Source organism: Gordonia otitidis (genome assembly GCF_020735545.1).
Taxonomy (GTDB): domain Bacteria; phylum Actinomycetota; class Actinomycetes; order Mycobacteriales; family Mycobacteriaceae; genus Gordonia; species Gordonia otitidis.
Window position 1 is genome coordinate 4387816 of the sequence record NZ_CP085974.1, and the last position, 22958, is coordinate 4410773.

Sequence of the window (22958 nt, forward strand, 5' to 3'; positions counted from 1 at the left end):
AGACCAGGGAAACGACGACCGGGACAACGCGGAGTTGCGTTTCCCGGAACCTCAGGAACTCGACGCTGCCGCCGCCGCAGCGACGACGGCATTCGCCGCGGCTGCCGACCTCGACGCCCTCGCGGCCGCCAAGACCGCACACCTCGGTGACCGTTCGCCGATCGCGTTGGCCCGCCGAGCCCTCGGCTCGCTACCCAAGGACCAACGGTCGGCGGCGGGCAAGCTGGTCAACGAGGTGCGGGGCCGGGTCAACGCCGACCTGGAGAGCCGCACGGCGACACTGCAGGCAGAGCGCGATGCCGCGGTGCTCGTCTCGGAATCCGTCGATGTCACGCTGCCGAGTCGACGTCGCCCGGCCGGTGCACGACATCCCATCACGGTGATCTCCGAGCAAGTCGCCGATGTCTTCGTCGGCATGGGGTGGGAGATCGCAGAGGGGCCCGAGGTCGAGAGCGAGCACTACAACTTCGACGCACTGAACTTCCTACCCGACCATCCGGCACGGTCGATGCAGGACACCTTCTACATTGCGCCCGAGGGTTCACGTCAGGTGCTGCGCACGCACACCTCTCCAGTCCAGGTGCGCTCGATGCTGTCGCGGGATCTGCCGATCTATGTGGCCTGCCCCGGGCGCACTTTCCGCACCGACGAACTCGACGCCACGCACACGCCGGTGTTCCACCAGATCGAGGGACTCGCCGTCGACAAGGGTCTGACGATGGCCAACCTCCGCGGCACGCTCGAAGCGTTTGCCCGGGCACTGTTCGGGCCGGAGACCACGACGCGTATGCGCGCCAGCTACTTCCCGTTCACCGAGCCCTCGGCCGAGGTCGACGTCTGGTTCCCCGCCAAGAAAGGCGGTGCGGGCTGGGTCGAGTGGGGCGGGTGCGGAATGGTCAACCCGAACGTGTTGCGCGCCAGTGGAATCGATCCGGACGTGTACTCGGGGTTCGCGTTCGGGATGGGTCTCGAGCGCACACTTCAGTTCCGAAACGACATCACCGACATGCGCGACATGGTCGAAGGTGACGTCCGCTTCACCCTTCCCTTCGGCCCCGCGGCCTGAACTCACCCCCGTCGCCACACGTCCTTCCCGTGATTCGATCCCATGAAAGAAGTTGATTGACCGATGCGTGCACCGCAGTCCTGGTACACCGAGGTCCTCCGGGCGTCAGACCCGAACTGGTCGGCCAGTGCGGAGGAGATCGATGCGGCTTTCGTCCGCGTCGGCTTCGAGATCGAAGACATCGACCCGTTCCCAGTGATCACCGGACCGCTGGTGATCGGGCATGTCGACCACATCGAGGAGCTGACCGGGTTCAAGAAGCCGATTCGTTTCTGCCAGGTCGACGTGGGCGAGTCCGAGCCCCGCGGAATCGTCTGTGGGGCAAGAAACTTCGCCGAGGGTGACCTCATCGTCGCTGCGCTTCCCGGCACCGTACTGCCGGGCCCGTTCGAAATCGCCTCGCGCAAGACCTACGGGCACATCTCCGACGGCATGATCTGCTCGGTGTCCGAGTTGGGAATCGGCACCGACCACAGCGGCATTCTCGTGCTGGCTCCTGGCACCGCCGAGCCGGGTGCCGACGCTCGTGCCGTGCTCGGACTCGACGACGCCGCGATCGACGTCAACGTCACCCCCGACCGTGGATACGCATTCTCCATCCGAGGCCTCGGTCGCGAATTGGCGAGCAGCTTCGCCCTGCCCTTCGTCGACCCGGGAACCTCGGTCGCCACTGTCGCGGTCTCGGGAGGGCAGCCGTGGCCGGTGGCGATCGACAAGGATTCGGGCGCAACCAGGTACACCGCACGCCTGATCGACGGGGTCGATCCGACGGCGGTGTCGCCGTGGTGGATGCAGAAGCGGCTCATGGTCGCCGGGGTTCGCCCGATCTCAGCGATCGTCGACGTCACCAACTACGTGATGCTCGAACTCGGACAGCCTCTCCACGCGTTCGACGCCGACAAGGTGTCCGGAACGATCGTCGTGCGCAACGCGCGGGCAGGGGAGAAGCTGACAACCCTCGACGGGGTCGCCCGCGACCTCGACCCCGAGGACGTCGTCATCGCCGACGACAGCGGGCCCATCGCACTTGCCGGAGTCATGGGTGGCGAGAGCACCGAGGTCGGTCCGACGACGACTCGTGTCCTGCTCGAATCGGCGACCTTCGACCAGGTGCGCGTGTTCCGGACGGGTAAGCGGCACAAACTCACCTCCGAGGCGAGCAAGAGGTTCGAGCGCATCGTCGATCCCGAGATCACCGCTGCCGCTTCTGATCGTGGAACGGGGCTGATCGTCGAGCTCGCCGGTGGCGCGGCTGCGTCGCCACTCTCCGAGGAGCGGATCGCGGTCGCGGAGATCGCTCCGATCGTCATCGCCGCCGACGAGCCCGATCGCACCGCAGGCGTGACCTACCCGGAGGGCACCACAGCCGCCCGGCTGGTCGAGGTCGGGTGCACGGTCACCGGCACCGACCCGCTGACCGTCACGCCTCCGTCGTGGCGACCGGATCTGCGTCAGCGCGCCGACCTCGTCGAAGAAGTCTTGCGACTCGAAGGCCTCGAAGACATTCCGGCCGTTCTCCCGTCGGCTCCGGGCGGACGTGGGCTGACGCCGAGCCAACGTCGGCGGCGCAGCATCGGACGCACGCTCGCACTCGACGGCTACGTCGAGGTTCTGCCCTTCCCGTTCATGCCTGCGGGCGTTCTCGACCTCTGGGACCTGCCGTCCGACGACCCGCGCCGCCGGACGGTGAAGGTGCTCAACCCGCTCGAGTCCGACCGGCCGGAGCTGAACACCACTCTGTTGCCGGGACTGTTGGAAATGGTGGGCCGCAACATCGCCCGCGGTCAACGGGATCTCTCGCTCTACACCGTCGGCCAGGTGGTCCTCGCGACCGAGCAGATGCGCCCGGTCGCCGAGTTGGATGTCACCAGACGTCCGACAGACGAACAGATCGCCGAGCTCGACGATTCGCTTCCGGTTCAGCCGCTGCACGTGGCTGTCGCGCTGACAGGTGTGCGCGACCCCGCCGGCCCGTGGGGTCCCGGCCGTCGCGCCGACTACCTAGACGCCTTCGAGGCTGCCCGCGAGATCGGTACCGCCTCGGGTGTCGAGGTCACGCTGGTCTCCGACGCCTATGCCCCGTGGCATCCCGGGCGCTGTGCGGCGGTCGTCGTCGACGGGCGAGTCGTGGGGCACGCAGGCGAGCTGCATCCGGCTGTGCTCGAGCGAGCCGGTCTACCCAAGCGGACATGCGCCGTGGAGATCGACGTCGATGCGCTACCGCTCGACGTCGCACTGCCGGCGCCGCACATCTCGGTGTTCCCGGCCGTATTGCAGGACGTCGCAGTGGTGGTCTCCGACGAGGTGCCCGCTGCCGACGTCGAGGCACTGCTTCGCGAGGGCGCCGGCGAGCTCCTCGACTCGATAGAGCTCTTCGACGTGTTCACGGGCGCGCAGGTCGGCGACGGCAACAAGTCCTTGACGTTCGCGCTGACCTTCCGGGCCGACGACAGGACCCTCACCGAGGACGAGGCGACCGAGGCGAAGTTGGCGGCGGTTGCTCGGGCGTCGGAGGTGGTCGGCGCGCGTCTGCGCTGAGCGGCGCCGCTCGACGGCGCTGCGGCGTGCCCCGTCGCGTGCGACGATGTGGATGGTTGTCGCGCGCGACCCCTGGTGGGTCCGTGCTGTATTGATTTGCGCCGCCATGCATAATGATGTGTATGACGATCAGGGTGGCAGTGGCCGGCGCGAGTGGCTATGCGGGTGGAGAGGTGCTCCGACTGTTGTGCGGGCATCCCCGCCTCCGGTCGGGCGACCTGGAGATCGGTTCGTTGACCGCGGGTGGCAATGCGGGAACGCTCCTCGGAGCGCATCACCCCAACCTGTTGCCGCTGGCCGAGCGTGAACTCGAGGAGACAACGCCCGCGGTTCTCGCCGGTCACGACGTCGTGTTCCTCGCGCTGCCACACGGAACGTCGGCACAGATCGCCGATGCGCTCCCGCCGACCACGCTGATCATCGACTGCGGTGCCGACTTCAGGCTTCGCGACGCCGAGGACTGGGTCGCCTATTACGGCGGTGACCATGCCGGCACCTGGCCGTACGGACTCCCCGAGATCCCTGGCAACCGTGAGGTCCTGCGGAATGCGAGCCGGATCGCGGTGCCCGGGTGCTATCCGACGGTCTCGATTCTGTCGCTTCTTCCCGCACTGGCCGCTGGCCTGGTCGAGCCTCACGTGACCGTTGTCGCGGTGAGCGGGACGTCGGGCGCCGGACGGGCACCCAAGGTCGACCTGCTCGCATCGGAAGTCATCGGTTCTGCCCGCGCTTACGGCGTCGGTGGGTCGCATCGACACACCCCGGAGATCGCACAGGCACTGTCGGCGGCGGCCGACCAGCCGGTGTCGGTGTCGTTCACGCCGGTCCTCGTCCCGATGTCGCGCGGGATTCTCGCGACCTGCACGGCACGCACCACCGCATCAGCCGCGGATGTTCGCGCGGTGTACGAGAAGGCATACGCAGACGAACAATTCGTCTACCTGCTGCCCGAGGGTCGGCTCCCGGCGACGGGTTCGGTGATGGGCTCGAATGCCGTGCAGCTCGCTGTCACCGTCGATGAGCGAGCGGGCACGCTCGTTGCAGTCGGCGCGATCGACAACCTCGCCAAGGGCACCGGCGGCGCAGCGGTCCAGTCGATGAATCTCGCACTCGACTGGGACGAGGCCGAAGGACTGAGCACCGTGGGAGTCGCACCGTGAGCACGAACAGCAAGTCGACGAACAGCAACTCGACCAACGACGAGTCGGCCGGCACCACTTCCGCCGACATCACTTCAGCCGACACAGACGACCGGATCACAGGTGGCGCGCCCGCAACGGGGCCGCGACTCGTCCGCAATCAGGGTGTGACGGCGCCGCTCGGATTCCGGGCTGCCGGAATCGCCGCCGGTATCAAGGCATCTGGGGCTGCCGACCTCGCGCTGGTCTTCAACGAGGGACCCGACTACGCGGCGGCGGGCGTCTTCACCCGCAACCAGGTCAAGGCGGCTCCGGTGCTCTGGAGCAAGCAGGTTCTCACCACCGGCCGTCTGCGTGCGGTCATCCTCAATTCCGGAGGCGCCAATGCCTGCACCGGCCCGCTCGGTTTCCAGGACACGCACACGACGGCGGAGGCTGTCGCGGAGGCGCTGAGCAACTGGGGAACCGAAACCGGAGCGGTGGAGGTCGCGGTGTGCTCGACCGGGCTCATCGGCGACCGCCTGCCGATGGACAAGATCCGTGCGGGTGTCGTCGAGATCGTGCAGGACATGGGCGGCGGTTTGTCGGGCGGCACCGACGCCGCCTACGCGATCATGACGACCGACACCGTGCCCAAACAGGTTGCGCTCCACCACCCTCAGGGCTGGAACATCGGGGGTATGGCGAAGGGTGCGGGCATGATGGCGCCTTCACTGGCGACGATGCTCTGCGTCCTCACCACGGATGCGCGTGCCAGCGCCGAGCAACTCGACCTCGCCCTGCGGCGCGCGACGTCGAAGACGTTCGACAGACTCGACATCGACGGTTCGACGTCGACGAACGACACGGTGCTGTTACTCAGCTCCGGCGCCAGCCAGATCCCCGTCGACCAGACAGAACTCGACGCCGCGGTGCTCGCCGTCTGCGACGATCTCGCCGCTCAGTTGATGGCCGACGCCGAGGGTGTCACCAAACGCATCGTCATCACGGTGACCGGTGCCGCGACCGAGGACGACGCGATAGCCGTCGCTCGGACCATTGCGCGTGACAGCCTCGTCAAGACAGCACTTTTCGGCTCCGACGCCAACTGGGGACGAGTGCTCGCCGCAGCGGGGATCGCGCCGGTCACCATCGACCCTGATCGGATCGCTGTGTCGTTCAACGGCCAAGCCGTGTGCGTCAACGGAACCGGTGTCGACGGTGCGCGCGACGTCGACCTCTCCGGCCCCGAGGTCGCCGTCCTCGTCGACCTCGGACTCGGCGTCGAGAGCGGGAGCATTCGAACCACCGATCTCTCGCACGCCTATGTCGAAGAGAACTCGGCGTATTCCTCATGACGTCGACACACTCGATCGGCGGTATCGAGAGAGCCGCAATCCTCGCCGAGTCGCTGCCTGCCCTGCAGGCGATGCACGGTGCCACCGTCGTCGTGAAGTACGGCGGCAACGCGATGATCGACGACGAACTCAAACGAGCCTTCGCCGCCGACATCGTCTATCTCCGAGCGTGCGGAATGCACCCGATCGTGGTTCACGGTGGGGGACCGCAGATCTCGGCCATGTTGTCCCGTCTCGGACTGTCCGGCGAGTTCCGTGGAGGCTTCCGGGTGACCACACCCGAGGTGATGGATGTCGCCCGGATGGTTCTGTTCGGTCAGGTCGGCCGCGAACTCGTTGGACTGATCAACGCGCACGGCCCGTATGCCGTGGGCCTCACCGGCGAGGACGCCCATCTGTTCACGGCAACGCGGCGCACGGTGCTCGTCGACGGGGTCGCGACCGACATCGGTCTGGTCGGCGACATCACCTCGGTCAACACCTCCGCTGTCCTCGATCTCGTCGGCGCGGGGCGTATCCCGGTCGTCTCGACGATCGCGCCCGACCGCGACGGCGTCGTCCACAACATCAACGCCGACACGGCCGCGGGAGCGCTCGCCGAGGCGCTGGGCGCGAACCGACTGGTGATGCTCACCGACGTCGAAGGCCTCTACACCGACTGGCCTGACCGTTCCTCACTCGTGTCGCAGATCTCCACCGACGCCCTGGCCGAACTGCTCCCGAGCCTCGACTCCGGCATGGTTCCCAAGATGGAGGCGTGCCTACGCGCCGTCGACGGTGGAGTGGGCCGTGCCCACGTCATCGACGGCCGTGTGCCGCACGCCGTGTTGGCTGAACTGCTGACCGGGGCACGTGCGGGAACGACGGTTGTCGCACCCGAAAGTCTCTCTCCCACAACGATAGATGGAGCGTCACACTCATGACCGGACCATGGCAGCAGCGGTGGTCGACCGCCCTCATGAAGAACTACGGCACGCCGCCCCTCGCGCTCACCAGAGGTGATGGCGCCTACGTCTGGGATGCCGACGGCAACCGCTACCTCGACCTGCTCGGCGGTATCGCGGTCAACGCGTTGGGACATGCGCATCCCGCAATCGTCGCCGCCGTGACCGAGCAGCTCGAGACCCTGGGCCATGTGTCGAACCTGTACATCAATCCGCGCGTGGTCGAGTTGGCGGAACGGCTGTTGGACAAGTTCGGGCAGCCCGGGCGGGTGTTCTTCTGCAACTCGGGTACCGAGGCCAATGAGGCGGCGTTCAAACTCGCCAGGCGCACCGGGCGGCCACAGATCGTCGCTGCGGAGAAGGCGTTCCACGGTCGCACGATGGGCGCGCTGGCGATGACGGGGCAGCCCGGCAAGCGCGAACCGTTCGAGCCGATGCCCGCGGGCGTCGACTTCGTGCCGTACGGCGACCTCGACGCGCTCACCGCCGCGGTGTCATCGCAGACCGCAGCGGTCATCCTCGAGCCGATACTCGGCGAGGCCGGGGTGGTCGTTCCGCCGGCCGACTACCTCGCGCACGCCCGCACTCTCACCGCCGAACACGGTGCACTGCTCATCCTCGACGAGGTACAGACCGGAATCGGCCGGACCGGAACGTTTTTCGCGCATCAGGCTGCCGGGGTGGTTCCCGACGTCATGACGCTCGCCAAGGGACTTGGCGGCGGACTGCCCATCGGGGCGTGTATCGCCACCGGTCAGGCAGCGGACCTGTTCACAGCGGGACAACACGGTACGACGTTCGGTGGCAATCCGGTGTCGGCGGCAGCAGCGCTCGCGGTTCTCGACACGCTCGATCGTGACGACCTCGTCGAACACGTTGCCGCGGTAGGCAAATCGATAGCCACGGGCATCGAAGACCTCGACCATCCGCTCATCTCCCACGTTCGTGGATCGGGTCTGTTGCTCGGCGTCGTATTGACCGCGCCGATCTCGGCGAAGGTCGAGGCGAGCGCCCGGGACAAGGGCTTCCTGATCAACGCGCCCGCACCTGACGTTTTGAGATTGGCGCCGCCACTCATCATCACCGAGGACCAGGCCCGCGATTTCGTGGACGTACTACCCGAGATCCTCGACGCCGCAACCGACGAGAGCAGTGCACAGTGACACGCCATTTCCTCCGTGACGACGACCTCACCCCCGAGGAGCAGGCCGAGGTACTCGACCTCGCCGCCGAGGTGAAACGCCAACCGTTCGCCTACCGGCCCCTCGACGGGCCGCGCGGAGTGGGCGTGATCTTCGACAAGAACTCCACCAGGACGCGTTTCTCCTTCGAGATGGGTATCGCGCAAATGGGTGGTCACGCCGTCGTCGTCGACGGACGCACGACGCAGCTCGGTCGTGACGAGTCGCTCGAGGACACCGGTCGCGTGCTGTCGCGGTTCGTCGAGGCAGTGGTGTGGCGGACGTTCGGGCAGGAGCGCCTCGAAGCGATGGCCTCGACAGCGACGATCCCGATCGTCAACGCTCTCTCGGACCTGTTCCATCCGTGCCAGGTGCTCGCCGACCTGCAGACCATCGTCGAACGGAAGGGTCGCACCGCGGGACTGAAGATGACCTATCTCGGCGACGGTGCGAACAACATGGCGCACTCGTTGGCACTCGGCGGGGTGACGGCGGGCATGCACGTCACGATCAGCGCGCCCGACGGCTTCGCACCAGATCCCGAGGTCATCGCCGACGCGGAGAAGCGCGCAGCCATGACCGGCGGATCGGTCCGTCTCGACGCCGACCCGCAGACCGCGTCGCAGGGCGCCGACGTGCTGGTCACCGACACCTGGGTCTCGATGGGACAGGAGGACGACGGCAAGGATCGTCGAGCACCGTTCCGGCCGTATCAGATCAACTCCGAATTGCTGTCGGTCGCCGCGGCGGATCCGCTCGTCTTGCACTGTCTGCCCGCCCATCGCGGTGACGAGATCACCGACGAGGTCATCGACGGTCCGGCCAGCGCCGTGTTCGACGAGGCAGAGAACCGCCTGCACGCACAGAAGGCGCTGCTCATCTGGTTGTTGGGGAAACAATGACCACCGAAAGGCAGATCTCCACCCACAAGCAGACCCAAGTGGTCGATGACGCGGACACCGGTGGCCGGTCCGGTGACCAGTCGGACACCCGCCTCGCGAGCACCCGCGCCGGCCGGCACGCGCTCATCGTCGAGGTCCTCGGGTCGCATCAGGTCAGATCGCAGTCGGAACTGCAACAACTGCTCGCCGACAGGGGAGTCGACGCCACGCAGGCCACGTTGTCCCGTGACCTCGACGAACTGGGCGCCGTCAAGCTGCGCGCGGCCGATGGCGGTGTCGGCGTCTACGTCGTCCCCGAGGACGGAGCCCCCGTCCGCGGGGTCTTCGGGGGCACTGCACGACTGTCCCGGCTACTCAGCGACCTGCTGGTGTCGACCGACGCCAGTGGCAATCTCGCAGTCCTACGTACCCCACCCGGGGCGGCGCACTATCTCGCCAGCGCGATCGATCGTGCCAGTCTTCCCGACGTCGTCGGCACGATCGCGGGCGACGACACGATCTTCGTGTGCGCGCGCGCACCCATCGACGGTGCAGAACTCGCACGACGAATCGAGGGTCTCGTGTGACGCCCGCTCCGGTGAACACCGGTGAGCGACGCCCGTGAGGCCCGTATCCCGACCGACAACCAGACCCCAGCCCGATCGCATCGGGCACGACATCCGATGATGGATGTCGAATCCACGACATAGGAGCACACACCACCATGGCGGAACGCGTCGTACTTGCATACTCCGGCGGCCTCGACACCTCGGTCGCTATCAGCTGGATCGGCAAGGAGACCGGTAAGGAGGTCGTCGCCGTGGCGCTCGACCTCGGACAGGGCGGCGAGGACATGGAGGTCGTTCGCCAGCGCGCGCTCGACTGCGGCGCCGTCGAGGCTGTTCTCGTCGACGCGCGCGACGAGTTCGCCGACGACTACTGCCTGCCCGCGATCACCTCGAACGCCCTCTACATGGACCGCTACCCGCTGGTGTCGGCCCTGTCGCGACCATTGATCGCCAAGCATCTCGTCACCGCCGCACGCGATCACGGCGGCACCGTCGTCGCGCACGGCTGCACGGGTAAAGGCAACGACCAGGTCCGTTTCGAGGTCGGTTTCGCCTCGTTGGCACCCGATCTCCAGGTCATCGCGCCGGTGCGCGACTACGCGTGGACACGCGAGAAGGCGATCTCCTTCGCCGAGGAGAACGACATCCCGATCAACGTGACCAAGAAGTCGCCGTTCTCGATCGACCAGAACGTCTGGGGCCGCGCAGTCGAGACCGGCTTCCTCGAAGATCTGTGGAACGCGCCGACCAAGGATGTCTACAGCTACACCGAGGATCCGACGGTCAACTGGAATTCCCCCGACGAGGTCATCATCACCTTCGACAAGGGACGTCCGATCGCGATCGACGGGCGACCGGTGAGTGTGCTCGGTGCGATCGAGGAACTCAACCGTCGCGCGGGCGCTCAGGGCGTCGGTCGTCTCGATGTCGTCGAGGACCGCCTTGTCGGAATCAAGAGTCGGGAGATCTACGAGGCTCCCGGCGCGATGGTGCTGATCACCGCCCACGAAGAGCTCGAGCACGTCACCCTCGAACGTGAACTCGGTCGGTTCAAGCGGCGCACCGATCAGAAGTGGGCCGAGCTGGTGTACGACGGTCTCTGGTTCTCGCCGTTGAAGCGCTCGCTCGACACCTTCGTCGACTCCACGCAGGAGCACGTCTCCGGTGAGATCCGACTCGTCCTGCACGGCGGCCACATCTCCGTGAACGGCCGCCGCAGCGGTGAGTCGCTGTACGACTTCAACCTCGCCACCTACGACGAGGGCGACAGCTTCGACCAGTCCGCTGCACGCGGATTCGTGGAACTGCACGGACTCTCGTCGAAGATCGCCGCGAAGCGGGACCTCCTCAGTGAGTGATCAGGGCGGCGGCGCTCCCGGCACCACCAACCAGGGATCGCTCTGGGGTGGTCGTTTCGCGTCGGGTCCGGCCGATGCAATGGCGGCGCTGAGCAAGTCGACACAATTCGACTGGGTGCTCGCACCGTTCGACATCCAGGCGTCGAAGGCCCATGCGCGTGTACTGAACCGTGCCGGTCTGCTCTCCGACGACGATCTGGCTGCCATGCTCTCCGGTCTCGACCAGCTTGCGAGTGATGTCGCTGACGGAACCTTCGAGGCGGCAGAGTCCGACGAGGACGTGCACGGCGCACTCGAGCGTGGGCTGATCGAACGCGTCGGAGCCGAACTCGGTGGCAGGTTGCGCGCCGGCCGGTCGCGAAACGACCAGGTCGCCACCCTGTTCCGCATGTGGTTGCGTGCTGCGATGCGCTCGGTCGCAACGGGTGTGCTCGACGTCGTCGAGGCGCTGACTGCTCAGGCGCGTGCACACCCGGACGCCGTCATGCCCGGCAAGACGCACCTGCAGGCCGCGCAACCCGTACTGCTGGCGCACCAACTACTCGCGCACGCGCAGCCACTGATCCGCGACGTCGACCGTCTTGCCGACGCGGATCGTCGAACAGCGGTGTCGCCGTACGGCTCCGGCGCGTTGGCGGGGTCGTCACTCGGCCTCGATCCGGAAGCAATCGCCGCCGACCTCGGATTCGCTGCTGCAGCCGAGAACTCGATCGATGCGACGTCGGCTCGCGACTTCGCGGCTGAGGCGTCGTTCGTCTTCGCGATGATCGCCGTCGATCTGTCGAGGCTCGCGGAAGAGGTGATCCTTTGGAGCACAGCAGAATTCGGCTACGTGACGCTCGCCGATGCCTGGTCGACCGGTAGCTCGATCATGCCCCAGAAGAAGAACCCCGACGTCGCCGAGCTCACCCGCGGCAAAGCGGGCAGACTGATCGGGGACCTGACGGGCCTCCTGGCGACGTTGAAGGCACAGCCGCTCGCCTACAACCGCGACCTACAGGAAGACAAGGAGCCGGTGTTCGACGCCGTCGCCCAGCTGCAGCTGCTGCTTCCCGCCATCGCCGGCATGGTCGCCACGTTGGAATTCCACGAGGATCGGATGGCCGAGCTCGCGCCGGCAGGATTCACACTGGCCACCGACATTGCTGAATGGCTTGTGCGCCAAGGCGTGCCCTTCCGCGTGGCCCACGAGGTCGCGGGCGCATGCGTGCGTGAAGCGGAGAGCCGGGGTGTCGGGCTCGATGAGCTCGACGACGCTACCTTCGCTTCTATCGACCCGGCGCTCACACCGCAGGTGCGCGAGGTACTCACCGTCCGCGGGTCCATCGAATCGCGCGATGCCTACGGCGGTACCGCGCCGTCGCAGGTGCGTCGTCAACTCGACGTGCTCGATCGCGAGATCCCGGCCTTGCGTTCCCGGTGGTCGCTGTGACGCTTGTTCGCCATGGTCGCTGTGATGTTCTGCTCACCATGGTCGCTGTGATCATCGCGTGAGCACGTCTGAGCATCAGGCGGTGTACCGTGCGAACGGACCGGACAAGTAGAGTGATGCACATCACCATCTGGTGTGGGGGAGGAGCTGGTTGATGGCGAGCGGCATTCCCGATGTGAAGGCGTTCGCCGAGCGCGTTTTCGCCACCGCACAGAACGGACTGGAGGTGCTCAGGTACGGCGGTCTGCAGACCGGTACAGAGCCTGCGCCGTTCACGGTGGTCGAGACCACGCGTATGTTCCGCCTCCGCCGCTACTTCCCGGACACGCCCGCGACCGGCCCCAACATCGTGCTCATTCCGCCGATGATGGTGTCGGCCAACGTCTATGACGTCACCGAGCACAACGGTGCGGTCTCGGTGCTCCATAGCAACGGCATCACGCCGTGGGTGATCGACTTCGGTTCTCCCGACCACGAAGAGGGCGGGATGGAACGCAATCTCGCCGACCATGTGGTCGCGGTGAGCCGCGCAGTCGACTGGATCATCGAATCCACCGGGCGAGATGTCCACGTGGGCGGCTACTCGCAGGGCGGGATGTTCGCCTACCAGGCCGCGGCATATCGGCGATCGCGTGGCGTGGCCAGTGTGATCACATTCGGCAGTCCCGTCGACGTTCTCGCGGCGCTACCACTCGGTCTTCCCGCAGCGCTGGTCGCGCCCGGTGCAGAAGTCCTCGCCGACAAGGTGTTTCCGCATCTGTGGGTGCCGAGTTGGTTGGCCCGTCTCGGGTTCCAGTTGCTCGATCCGGTGAAGACGGCACGGAGTCGACTCGACTTCCTTCGGCAGCTGCACGACCGCGACGCGCTTCTACCCCGAGAAGATCAGCGTCGTTTTCTCGAAGCGGAGGGGTGGGTCGCCTGGTCGGGCCCCGCGGTTGCCGAACTCCTGCGTCAGTTCGTCGCGCACAATCGCATGGTCTCGGGCGGCTTCGTGATCAACGGCGAACTGGTGACGCTCGCCGAGATCACGGCACCTGTGCTCGCATTCGTGGGAGAGATCGACGACATCGGGCAGCCGGTCGCGATCCGGGGTGTCGTCCGCGCTGCGCCGCGAGCCCGCGTCTACGAATCACGGCTACCGGTAGGACACTTCGGCCTCGTCGTGGGAAGTACGTCCGGTTCACGCACGTGGCCGACAACCGCGGCGTGGATCAACTGGCAGGAAGGGCTCGGACCCGAACCCGAGCAGATCGAACCGATGGAGGCGCCGATCGAGGGGAAGGGCACCGGGGTCGGACTGCTGTCCAGGATCACGCACGGCATCGGCTCGGTCGCCGATGCGGGTGCCGGTGCGTCGCGTGATCTGCTCGAGATGGCTGGTGCCGTACAACGGACGTCCCTCGCAGTCGCGCAGGAGTCGGTTCGAACCGTACCCCGGCTGTTTCGACTCGGGCAGATCCAGTCCGGTACGCGTATCTCGCTGGGCAAGCTGATGTCCGAGAACACCGACTGGGGCAGCGACCGCGAGGTTTTCCTGTTCGAGAACCGCGTACTGACCCACTCGCAGGTCGACACCCGCATCAACAACGTCGTTGCAGGCTTGGTGCAATGCGGAATCCGCCCCGGCGAGCACATCGGCGTGTTGATGGACACCCGCCCGAGCGCGCTGGTCGCGGTGGCCGCTTTGTCGCGGCTCGGCGCCGTGGCCGTGCTACTCGCCGGTGAGGGCGATGTGGGTGAGATGCTCCGACTCTCCGGCGCAAACGTCGTGATCTGCGACCCCGTGCACCTCGAGACGGCCACCGCACACAGCGATCGAGTCCTCGTGCTCGGCGGCGGCAGCGGTTCTGCTCGCGACATCGACGGCGCCGACGGTCAGACCATCATCGACATGGAGCAGATCGACCCCGACGTCGTGGAGATGCCCGCGTGGTACCGCCCGGACCCTGGGTTGGCGGGCGATCTCGCGTTCATTCTCTTCACGCGTTCGCGCGGCAAGCTCGCAGTCTGGCCGGTGACCAACCACCGGTTCGCGATGTCGGCATTCGGTGCCGCGTCTGCGGCCGGCCTGACCGACCGCGACACCGTGTACTGCATCCCGCCGCTCCATCATGCGTCCGGGTTGTTGACCACGCTCGGCGCGACCGCTGTCGGACGTTCCCGTATCGCGCTGTCCGAAGGTGTCGATCCGGCGAACTTCGCGACGGAGGTTCACCGATATGGCGTCACCGTGGTCTCCTACACGTGGTCGATGCTTCGAGAAGTATTGCACGACAAAAACTCTCAGCTAAATGAGCACAACCCCATCCGGTTGTTCATGGGATCTGGACTGCCTGCTGGTCTCTGGGACGAGATCGGGGAGCGTTTTCCGCGGGCGCGTGTCCTCGAGTTCTTCGCCACCGCAGATGGTTCGGCGATCCTCGCCAACGTCGCGGCCGACAAGGTCGGGTCGATGGGTCGGGCACTTCCCGAGACCAACGAGGTCGCCATCGCCGCCTACGATGTCGAGGCCGAGCGACTGGTGGTAGGCGACAGCGGGTTCGTGGAGCGAGCCGCGCAGGGCGAGGTCGGGTTGCTGCTCGCGCGCTCGCGACACAGATTCGACACGACCGCGACCGTCCTGAGGGACGTCTTCTCACCCAAGGACCGGTGGGAGGTGTCGGGGCATCTTTTTTATCGGGATTCCGACGACGACCTGTGGTTCATGGGTTCGGTCGACACCGTTGCGCACACTCCGGACGGACCTGTCTACCTGCCGCCGATCGCGCAATTGCTCTCCCGTATGCCCGGGGTCGACGAAGCTGTCGCCTACCGGCTCGGACGTCCGGGACACCAGATCGTCGTGGCTGCGGTGACGATGCGCTCCGACGTCGACTCGCTGACGGTCACCCAGCTTCGACTGGGTTTGGGGGCGCTGCCCGCGCATCGGCGCCCACACCTGGTCCGGGTCGTGGACGAGATCCCCGTGTCCGAGTCGTACCGCCCGCAGGCGGCCGCGCTCGCCGCGCGCGGTGTGCCGAAACCCGGTGCGAAGGTCTGGTACCGCGACGCCGACGGCCGCTATCGTCGGTTCACCGCGACCGCGGCGGCAGGGCTGGAGTGGTTGCCGGACAAAGACGCATCGTCGAGTTCGGTCAGGTCGGCGAGTCATTCGTCGGCCGGGAACGGTCGTGTCGCGGGGAAACGCGCGTCCTCGGCGGCGACCACCGACGGGACTGGGGCCGCGACCGGAAGTCGCTGAGCCGTGCGACCCGGTGCCGGTCGGCTGAGCCAGCGCCTTGGCCTGCCCACTGCCGAAGACATCGATGAGCGTCGATAGGCTTGCGATGGTGCCCGGACGGCGCACCGAATTCTCGCAGAGAGGTATGCACCACGATGGGTTCTCGCGCGCAGTCACTGGATCCGCTCGTACGTGAACGCCTGGTGTGCCCGCAGGATCATGGCCCGTTGCTCGATGCGGGCGACGAACTCTACAACCCCCGCCTGCGTGTTGCCTACCGCATCGATGCCGATGGCATTCCGGTTATGTTGACCAGCGAAGCGCGGCCGGTCGACGACGCGGAGCATGAGCGGCTCACCGCCGGTTGATCAGTCAGGTCCGATCGGCAGGGGTCGGGTCGTCGACGCTCGTGCACGTGTGGATGACAAGATCGATGTGTGAGTACAGAGACCTCTGAAGACCGGATTTCCGGACTCGACATTCTCGACGATCTGCAGTGGCGAGGACTGATTGCACAATCCACCGACCTCGACGAGCTGCGGACGGCGGTCGATGACGGCCCGATCACGGTGTACGCCGGGTTCGACCCGACCGCCTCGAGTCTCCACGCCGGCCACCTCGTGCCGCTGTTGACGCTGCGACGTTTTCAGCTCGCAGGTCATCGCCCTATCGCGCTTGCCGGAGGTGCGACCGGGTTGATCGGCGATCCGCGCGATGTCGGGGAGCGGACCATGAACTCCGTCGACACGGTGAGTGGCTGGACAGGACGTATCGGTGACCAGCTGGCAAGTTTTCTGCGATTCGACGACAGCCAGAACAGTGCCCTATTGGTCAACAACATGGAGTGGACGGCAGGGCTCAGTGCGATCGAGTTCCTGCGCGACCTGGGTAAACACTTCTCGGTCAACGTCATGCTCGCGCGCGAGACGGTACGGCGACGCCTCGAGAGCGATGGCATCAGCTACACCGAGTTCAGTTACCTCCTCCTGCAGTCGAACGACTACCTCGAGCTGCATCGTCGTCACGGCTGCAGCCTGCAGGTCGGCGGATCTGATCAGTGGGGAAACATCGTCGGCGGCGTCGACCTGACCCGCAGGATCACCGGCGACACCGTACATGCGCTGACGGTCCCCCTCGTGACCTCGTCGGATGGCAAGAAGTTCGGCAAATCCACCGGCGGCGGCAGTCTGTGGCTCGATCCGGAGCTCACCAGCCCATATGCCTGGTACCAGTACTTCGTGAACACGTCCGACGCCGACGTCGTCCGCTACCTGAAGTGGTTCACCTTCCTCTCCCGCGACGAGATCACCGAGCTGGAGCGGGCCACGAGCGAGACACCGCATCTGCGTCTCGCCCAGAAGCGACTCGCTGCCGAGATGACCACACTGATCCACGGGGCTGCGAACACCCGCGCCGTCGAACTGGCCAGCCAGGCCTTGTTCGGTCGCGGCGAGCTGACCGAGCTCGACGAGTCGACGCTCGCCGCGGCGCTGGGGGAGACGACGGTCGCCGATTACAGCGGCGACGCGCCGACGATCATCGAACTGCTGGTAGACAGCGGACTCTCCGAGAGCAACAAAGCAGCGCGACGGGCCATCAGCGAGGGTGGCGCGTACGTCAACAACGTCAAGATCACCGACGCCGAGTGGCGGCCGACCTCAGAAGACCTGTTGCACGGCCGTTGGTTGGTCATCCGCCGTGGCAAGAAGAGTTTCGGTGGCGCGCGTTTGAGCCTCTGACCAGGCGATTTGACGCCCTGTTCCTACGTGTGTAACTTTCTTGTTGCACCGCAGCGAGCAAGACCCCGGGGCCAACAGGAACCGGGGGAAATGCAGTGTCCAGACCATGTAGTCTGGAACACGCGCTGCGGGCCGGATCGCAAACACGCCGGCAACCACGGGTTGCAAGCGAGAAACCGGTCTGGTACGCTGGAAGAGTTGCTCCGGAGACGGGGTCGACACTTCGAAACACCAGCTTACTGGTAACGCTCCCCTCATCGGAAGTAGTGCTGGTAGGTGTGTGTTCTTTGAGAACTCGATAGTGTATTGATGGATAGTCTGATGCCATATTTTATAGTGGCATCGGAGTTTTTGATGCCAGATTTTTGGATTGATTTGGTCAGGTTTTTCTCTCTGATCTGAGATTGTGTTGAAAGTCTGCTGGCCTGTGTGGTTGGTGGGTTTTTGATAGGTTTTCATGGAGAGTTTGATCCTGGCTCAGGACGAACGCTGGCGGCGTGCTTAACACATGCAAGTCGAACGGAAAGGCCCAGCTTGCTGGGTACTCGAGTGGCGAACGGGTGAGTAACACGTGGGTGATCTGCCCCTGACTTTGGGATAAGCCTGGGAAACTGGGTCTAATACCGGATATTCACTTTTCCTCGCATGGGGTTTGGTGGAAAGCTTTTGCGGTTGGGGATGGGCCCGCGGCCTATCAGCTTGTTGGTGGGGTAATGGCCTACCAAGGCGACGACGGGTAGCCGACCTGAGAGGGTGATCGGCCACACTGGGACTGAGACACGGCCCAGACTCCTACGGGAGGCAGCAGTGGGGAATATTGCACAATGGGCGCAAGCCTGATGCAGCGACGCCGCGTGAGGGATGACGGCCTTCGGGTTGTAAACCTCTTTCAGCTCCGACGAAGCGCGAGTGACGGTAGGAGCAGAAGAAGCACCGGCCAACTACGTGCCAGCAGCCGCGGTAATACGTAGGGTGCAAGCGTTGTCCGGAATTACTGGGCGTAAAGAGCTCGTAGGCGGTTTGTCGCGTCGTCTGTGAAATTCTGCAGCTTAACTGCAGGCGTGCAGGCGATACGGGCAGACTTGAGTACTACAGGGGAGACTGGAATTCCTGGTGTAGCGGTGAAATGCGCAGATATCAGGAGGAACACCGGTGGCGAAGGCGGGTCTCTGGGTAGTAACTGACGCTGAGGAGCGAAAGCGTGGGTAGCGAACAGGATTAGATACCCTGGTAGTCCACGCCGTAAACGGTGGGTACTAGGTGTGGGTTCCTTTTCACGGAATCCGTGCCGTAGCTAACGCATTAAGTACCCCGCCTGGGGAGTACGGCCGCAAGGCTAAAACTCAAAGGAATTGACGGGGGCCCGCACAAGCGGCGGAGCATGTGGATTAATTCGATGCAACGCGAAGAACCTTACCTGGGTTTGACATACACCAGACGCAGTCAGAGATGGCTGTTCCCTTGTGGTTGGTGTACAGGTGGTGCATGGCTGTCGTCAGCTCGTGTCGTGAGATGTTGGGTTAAGTCCCGCAACGAGCGCAACCCTTGTCCTCTATTGCCAGCGGGTTATGCCGGGGACTTGCAGGAGACTGCCGGGGTCAACTCGGAGGAAGGTGGGGATGACGTCAAGTCATCATGCCCCTTATGTCCAGGGCTTCACACATGCTACAATGGCTGGTACAGAGGGCTGCGAGACCGTGAGGTGGAGCGAATCCCTTAAAGCCAGTCTCAGTTCGGATTGGGGTCTGCAACTCGACCCCATGAAGTCGGAGTCGCTAGTAATCGCAGATCAGCAACGCTGCGGTGAATACGTTCCCGGGCCTTGTACACACCGCCCGTCACGTCATGAAAGTCGGTAACACCCGAAGCCGGTGGCCTAACCCTTGTGGAGGGAGCTGTCGAAGGTGGGATCGGCGATTGGGACGAAGTCGTAACAAGGTAGCCGTACCGGAAGGTGCGGCTGGATCACCTCCTTTCTAAGGAGCACACAACACTGTTTGTTTCTGTACCCGATCGTGGTACGGCAAACGTGTGTTCACGGGTGAAACATCAGACAAGCCGAGCAGACTCCGCACTCGCGGATGTCTTGCTGGTTGTTGTCGGTCGTGAGGCCGGCATGCTGTCAATACACTATCGGGGTTCTGAGAGAACACACTGAGTTTTCTCTGTGCCCGTGATGCAGAAGGTCTTGCTGATGGTGGCTGTGATGGCCTCCGGAGGGAGTTTCGGTTACGGGTGTGTGTTGTTTGAGAAGTGCATAGTGGATGCGAGCATCTTTATTTTTGCAATGCATACAAGTTTTTTGGTTGTGTGTTTTGTTCGAGTTTTGTGTGTCTACATTCGTGCCTTGCTTTGTGTGGGGTGTGTTTGTAGGTGTTGTTGTAAGTGTTTTAGGGCGTTCGGTGGATGCCTTGGTACCAGGAGCCGATGAAGGACGTGGTAGGCCGCGATAGTCCTCGGGGAGTTGTCAAACGAGCTGTGATCCGAGGGTGTCCGAATGGGGAAACCCAGCACGAGTGATGTCGTGTTACCACCAGCTGAATGTATAGGCTGTGTGGGGGGAACGTGGGGAAGTGAAACATCTCAGTACCCATAGGAAGAGAAAACAATTGTGATTCCGTGAGTAGTGGCGAGCGAAAGCGGAGGAGGCTAAACCATGCGCATGTGATACCGGGTAGGGGTTGTGTGTGTGGTGTTGTGGGGTTCATCTTCTCCGATCTACCTGTCGGGGCGTGAGTGATAAAGCTGCATGTTAGGTGAAGTGGCCTGGAATGGTCTGCCGTAGACGGTGAGAGTCCGGTAGCTGAAAATGTGTGGTCTTGCGTGATGGGTGCCCAAGTAGCAGCGGGCTCGTGGAATCTGCTGTGAATCTGCCGGGACCACCCGGTAAGCCTGAATACTTCCTGGTGACCGATAGCGGACTAGTACCGTGAGGGAAAGGTGAAAAGTACCCCGGGAGGGGAGTGAAATAGTACCTGAAACCGGACGCTTACAATCCGTCAAAGCCTGTGCACCCTTTGGTGGGTGGTGGGTGATGGCGTGCCTTTTGAAGAATGAGCCTGCGAGTTAGTGCTCGGTGGCGAGGTTAACCCGTGTGGGGTAGCCGTAGCGAAAGCGAGTCTGAATAGGGCGTGGAGTCGCCGGGTCTAGACCCGAAGCGGAGTGATCTACCCATGGCCAGGGTGAAGCGTCGGTAAGACGTCGTGGAGGCCCGAACCCACTTCAGTTGAAAATGGAGGGGATGAGCTGTGGGTAGGGGTGAAAGGCCAATCAAACTCCGTGATAGCTGGTTCTCCCCGAAATGCATTTAGGTGCAGCGTTCTGTGTTTCTTACCGGAGGTAGAGCTACTGGATGGCCGATGGGCCCTACTAGGTTACTGACGTCAGCCAAACTCCGAATGCCGGTAAGTGAGAGCAGGGCAGTGAGACTGCGGGCGATAAGGTTCGTAGTCGAGAGGGAAACAGCCCAGATCGCCGGCTAAGGCCCCTAAGCGTGTACTAAGTGGAAAAGGATGTGGGGTCGCGAAGACAACCAGGAGGTTGGCTTAGAAGCAGCCACCCTTGAAAGAGTGCGTAATAGCTCACTGGTCAAGTGATCCTGCGCCGACAATGTAGCGGGGCTCAAGTACACCGCCGAAGCCGCGGCACTCACATAAGCCCGCCCATGATCTACGGGTTGTGGGCTAGGTGTGTGGGTGGGTAGGGGAGCGTCCTGCATCCGTGGAAGCGCCGGAGTGATCCAGGTGTGGAGGGTGTGGGAGTGAGAATGCAGGCATGAGTAGCGAAAGCAGAGTGAGAAACTCTGCCGCCGAATGACCAAGGGTTCCTGGGCCAGGCTAATCCGCCCAGGGTGAGTCGGGACCTAAGGCGAGGCCGACAGGCGTAGTCGATGGACAACGGGTTGATATTCCCGTACCCGTGTATCCGCGCCCATGCTGAATCAGTTGTACTAACTGTCCAGATCCCCCAGGAAGGCCTTCGGGTCTCGGGTGGGGTGATGCACAGGACCTTGGCTGGTAGTAGGCAAGCGATGGGGTGACGCAGGAAGGTAGTGGTGCCAGGCGATGGTTGTCCTGGTGTAAGCCTGTAGCACTGACGATAGGCAAATCCGTCGTCTGTATGTGTGAGAGGTGATGCGTAACCGTTGTGGTGAAGTCCATGATCCTATGCTGCCGAGAAAAGCCTCTAGTGAGTTGGTACACGGCCCGTACCCCAAACCAACACAGGTGGTCAGGTAGAGAATACTAAGGCGATCGAGAGAACTGTGGTTAAGGAACTCGGCAAAATGCCCCCGTAACTTCGGGAGAAGGGGGACCCATCCTGGTGACGACATTTACTGTTTGAGCTGGTGTGGGTCGCAGAGACCAGAGAGAAGCGACTGTTTACTAAAAACACAGGTCCGTGCGAAGTCGTAAGACGATGTATACGGACTGACGCCTGCCCGGTGCTGGAAGGTTAAGAGGACCGGTTAGTTCCCTTCGGGGGGCGAAGCTGAGAATTTAAGCCCCAGTAAACGGCGGTGGTAACTATAACCATCCTAAGGTAGCGAAATTCCTTGTCGGGTAAGTTCCGACCTGCACGAATGGCGTAACGACTTCTCTGCTGTCTCAACCACAGACTCGGCGAAATTGCAGTACGAGTAAAGATGCTCGTTACGCGCGGCAGGACGAAAAGACCCCGGGACCTTCACTATAGCTTGGTATTGGTGTTCGGTTCGGTTTGTGTAGGATAGGTGGGAGACTGTGAAGTGGGCACGCCAGTGTTCATGGAGTCATTGTTGAAATACCACTCTGATCGTATTGGACTTCTAACCTCGGACCCTGATCGGGTTCAGGGACAGTGCCTGGTGGGTAGTTTAACTGGGGCGGTTGCCTCCTAAAATGTAACGGAGGCGCCCAAAGGTTCCCTCAGCCTGGTTGGCAATCAGGTGTTGAGTGTAAGTGCACAAGGGAGCTTGACTGTGAGACGTACATGTCGAGCAGGGACGAAAGTCGGGACTAGTGATCCGGCACCAACGTGTGGAAGTGGTGTCGCTCAACGGATAAAAGGTACCCCGGGGATAACAGGCTGATCTTCCCCAAGAGTCCATATCGACGGGATGGTTTGGCACCTCGATGTCGGCTCGTCGCATCCTGGGGCTGGAGTAGGTCCCAAGGGTTGGGCTGTTCGCCCATTAAAGCGGCACGCGAGCTGGGTTTAGAACGTCGTGAGACAGTTCGGTCTCTATCCGCCGCGCGCGTTAGAAACTTGAGGAAACCTGTCCCTAGTACGAGAGGACCGGGACGGACGAACCTCTGGTGTGCCAGTTGTTCCGCCAGGAGCACTGCTGGTTAGCTACGTTCGGAAGGGATAACCGCTGAAAGCATCTAAGCGGGAAGCCTGTTCCAAGATGAGGTTTCTCACCCTCTTGAAGGGTTAAGGCCCCCTACAGACCATGGGGTTGATAGGCCAGAACTGTACGCCTAGTAATAGGTTCAGGTGACTGGTACTAATCGGCCGAGGACTTACCAACAACACCCAACACGTGAAACTTGTGAAGGTGTTTCGCATCCAC

At 63.7% G+C, this 22958-nt stretch carries 13 protein-coding genes and 2 rRNA genes; all 15 read left to right on the top strand.

All coding sequences use genetic code 11. The features are described 5' to 3' along the window. Positions 1-34 precede the first annotated feature (34 nt). The 15 genes from pheS (at position 35) to LK459_RS20160 (ending at position 22916) form a co-directional block, all read left to right on the top strand. On the top strand, positions 35-1066 hold the full coding sequence (gene pheS / locus LK459_RS20090) for a phenylalanine--tRNA ligase subunit alpha (RefSeq protein WP_227923906.1): 1032 nt from the start codon (positions 35-37) through the stop codon (positions 1064-1066). A 63-nt stretch (positions 1067-1129) separates the two neighbouring features. Next, complete coding sequence (pheT, locus tag LK459_RS20095; RefSeq protein WP_227920277.1) at positions 1130-3604, top strand: phenylalanine--tRNA ligase subunit beta; 2475 nt, start codon at positions 1130-1132, stop codon at positions 3602-3604. A gap of 122 nt (positions 3605-3726) precedes the next feature. After that, positions 3727-4764, top strand: a complete 1038-nt coding sequence (gene argC / locus LK459_RS20100) for an N-acetyl-gamma-glutamyl-phosphate reductase (RefSeq protein ID WP_227920279.1) — start codon at positions 3727-3729, stop codon at positions 4762-4764. Positions 4765-4832: 68 nt separating this feature from the next. Continuing rightward, complete coding sequence (gene argJ / locus LK459_RS20105) at positions 4833-6080, top strand: bifunctional glutamate N-acetyltransferase/amino-acid acetyltransferase ArgJ (protein ID WP_227923907.1); 1248 nt, start codon at positions 4833-4835, stop codon at positions 6078-6080. Continuing rightward, entirely contained in the window at positions 6077-7003 is a 927-nt protein-coding gene (gene argB / locus LK459_RS20110) for an acetylglutamate kinase (protein ID WP_227920281.1), read from the top strand. Before argJ ends, argB begins: the two co-directional genes overlap by 4 nt. Next, positions 7000-8187: an acetylornithine transaminase gene (locus LK459_RS20115; RefSeq protein ID WP_227920283.1), complete on the top strand. Its 1188-nt coding sequence runs from the start codon at positions 7000-7002 to the stop codon at positions 8185-8187. Before argB ends, LK459_RS20115 begins: the two co-directional genes overlap by 4 nt. After that, complete coding sequence (gene argF / locus LK459_RS20120) at positions 8184-9107, top strand: ornithine carbamoyltransferase (RefSeq protein ID WP_007237042.1); 924 nt, start codon at positions 8184-8186, stop codon at positions 9105-9107. Before LK459_RS20115 ends, argF begins: the two co-directional genes overlap by 4 nt. Further along, positions 9104-9673 carry an arginine repressor gene (locus LK459_RS20125; protein ID WP_007237043.1) on the top strand — a complete coding sequence of 190 codons (570 nt, stop codon included), beginning with the start codon at positions 9104-9106 and terminating at the stop codon, positions 9671-9673. The genes argF and LK459_RS20125 overlap by 4 nt, the downstream gene beginning before the upstream one ends. A gap of 137 nt (positions 9674-9810) precedes the next feature. After that, positions 9811-11013 carry an argininosuccinate synthase gene (locus LK459_RS20130; protein WP_007237044.1) on the top strand — a complete coding sequence of 401 codons (1203 nt, stop codon included), beginning with the start codon at positions 9811-9813 and terminating at the stop codon, positions 11011-11013. Continuing rightward, positions 11006-12445 carry an argininosuccinate lyase gene (gene argH / locus LK459_RS20135; RefSeq protein ID WP_227920285.1) on the top strand — a complete coding sequence of 480 codons (1440 nt, stop codon included), beginning with the start codon at positions 11006-11008 and terminating at the stop codon, positions 12443-12445. The genes LK459_RS20130 and argH overlap by 8 nt, the downstream gene beginning before the upstream one ends. A gap of 154 nt (positions 12446-12599) precedes the next feature. Then, positions 12600-15686, top strand: a complete 3087-nt coding sequence (locus LK459_RS20140; protein ID WP_227920287.1) for an AMP-binding protein — start codon at positions 12600-12602, stop codon at positions 15684-15686. Positions 15687-15820: 134 nt separating this feature from the next. Continuing rightward, positions 15821-16033 carry a Trm112 family protein gene (locus LK459_RS20145; RefSeq protein ID WP_007237047.1) on the top strand — a complete coding sequence of 71 codons (213 nt, stop codon included), beginning with the start codon at positions 15821-15823 and terminating at the stop codon, positions 16031-16033. 69 nt (positions 16034-16102) lie between these two features. Continuing rightward, positions 16103-17404: a tyrosine--tRNA ligase gene (gene tyrS, locus LK459_RS20150; protein WP_227920289.1), complete on the top strand. Its 1302-nt coding sequence runs from the start codon at positions 16103-16105 to the stop codon at positions 17402-17404. 454 nt (positions 17405-17858) lie between these two features. Beyond that, positions 17859-19380 (top strand): 16S ribosomal RNA (locus tag LK459_RS20155). A gap of 403 nt (positions 19381-19783) precedes the next feature. Then, positions 19784-22916, top strand: a 23S ribosomal RNA gene (locus LK459_RS20160). The 16S and 23S rRNA genes sit together here, the layout of an rRNA operon. The last annotated feature ends 42 nt before the right edge of the window (positions 22917-22958 follow it).

Bases quoted from the DNA above. Each gene is read 5' to 3' on its own strand.
- argB (WP_227920281.1), top strand. From the start codon at position 6,077: ATGACGTCGACACACTCGATCGGCGGTATCGAGAGAGCCGCAATCCTC.
- LK459_RS20145 (WP_007237047.1), top strand. From the start codon at position 15,821: ATGGGTTCTCGCGCGCAGTCACTGGATCCGCTCGTACGTGAACGCCTG.
- argC (WP_227920279.1), top strand. From the start codon at position 3,727: ATGACGATCAGGGTGGCAGTGGCCGGCGCGAGTGGCTATGCGGGTGGA.
- LK459_RS20140 (WP_227920287.1), top strand. From the start codon at position 12,600: ATGGCGAGCGGCATTCCCGATGTGAAGGCGTTCGCCGAGCGCGTTTTC.
- pheT (WP_227920277.1), top strand. From the start codon at position 1,130: ATGCGTGCACCGCAGTCCTGGTACACCGAGGTCCTCCGGGCGTCAGAC.
- LK459_RS20130 (WP_007237044.1), top strand. From the start codon at position 9,811: ATGGCGGAACGCGTCGTACTTGCATACTCCGGCGGCCTCGACACCTCG.
- LK459_RS20125 (WP_007237043.1), top strand. From the start codon at position 9,104: ATGACCACCGAAAGGCAGATCTCCACCCACAAGCAGACCCAAGTGGTC.
- LK459_RS20115 (WP_227920283.1), top strand. From the start codon at position 7,000: ATGACCGGACCATGGCAGCAGCGGTGGTCGACCGCCCTCATGAAGAAC.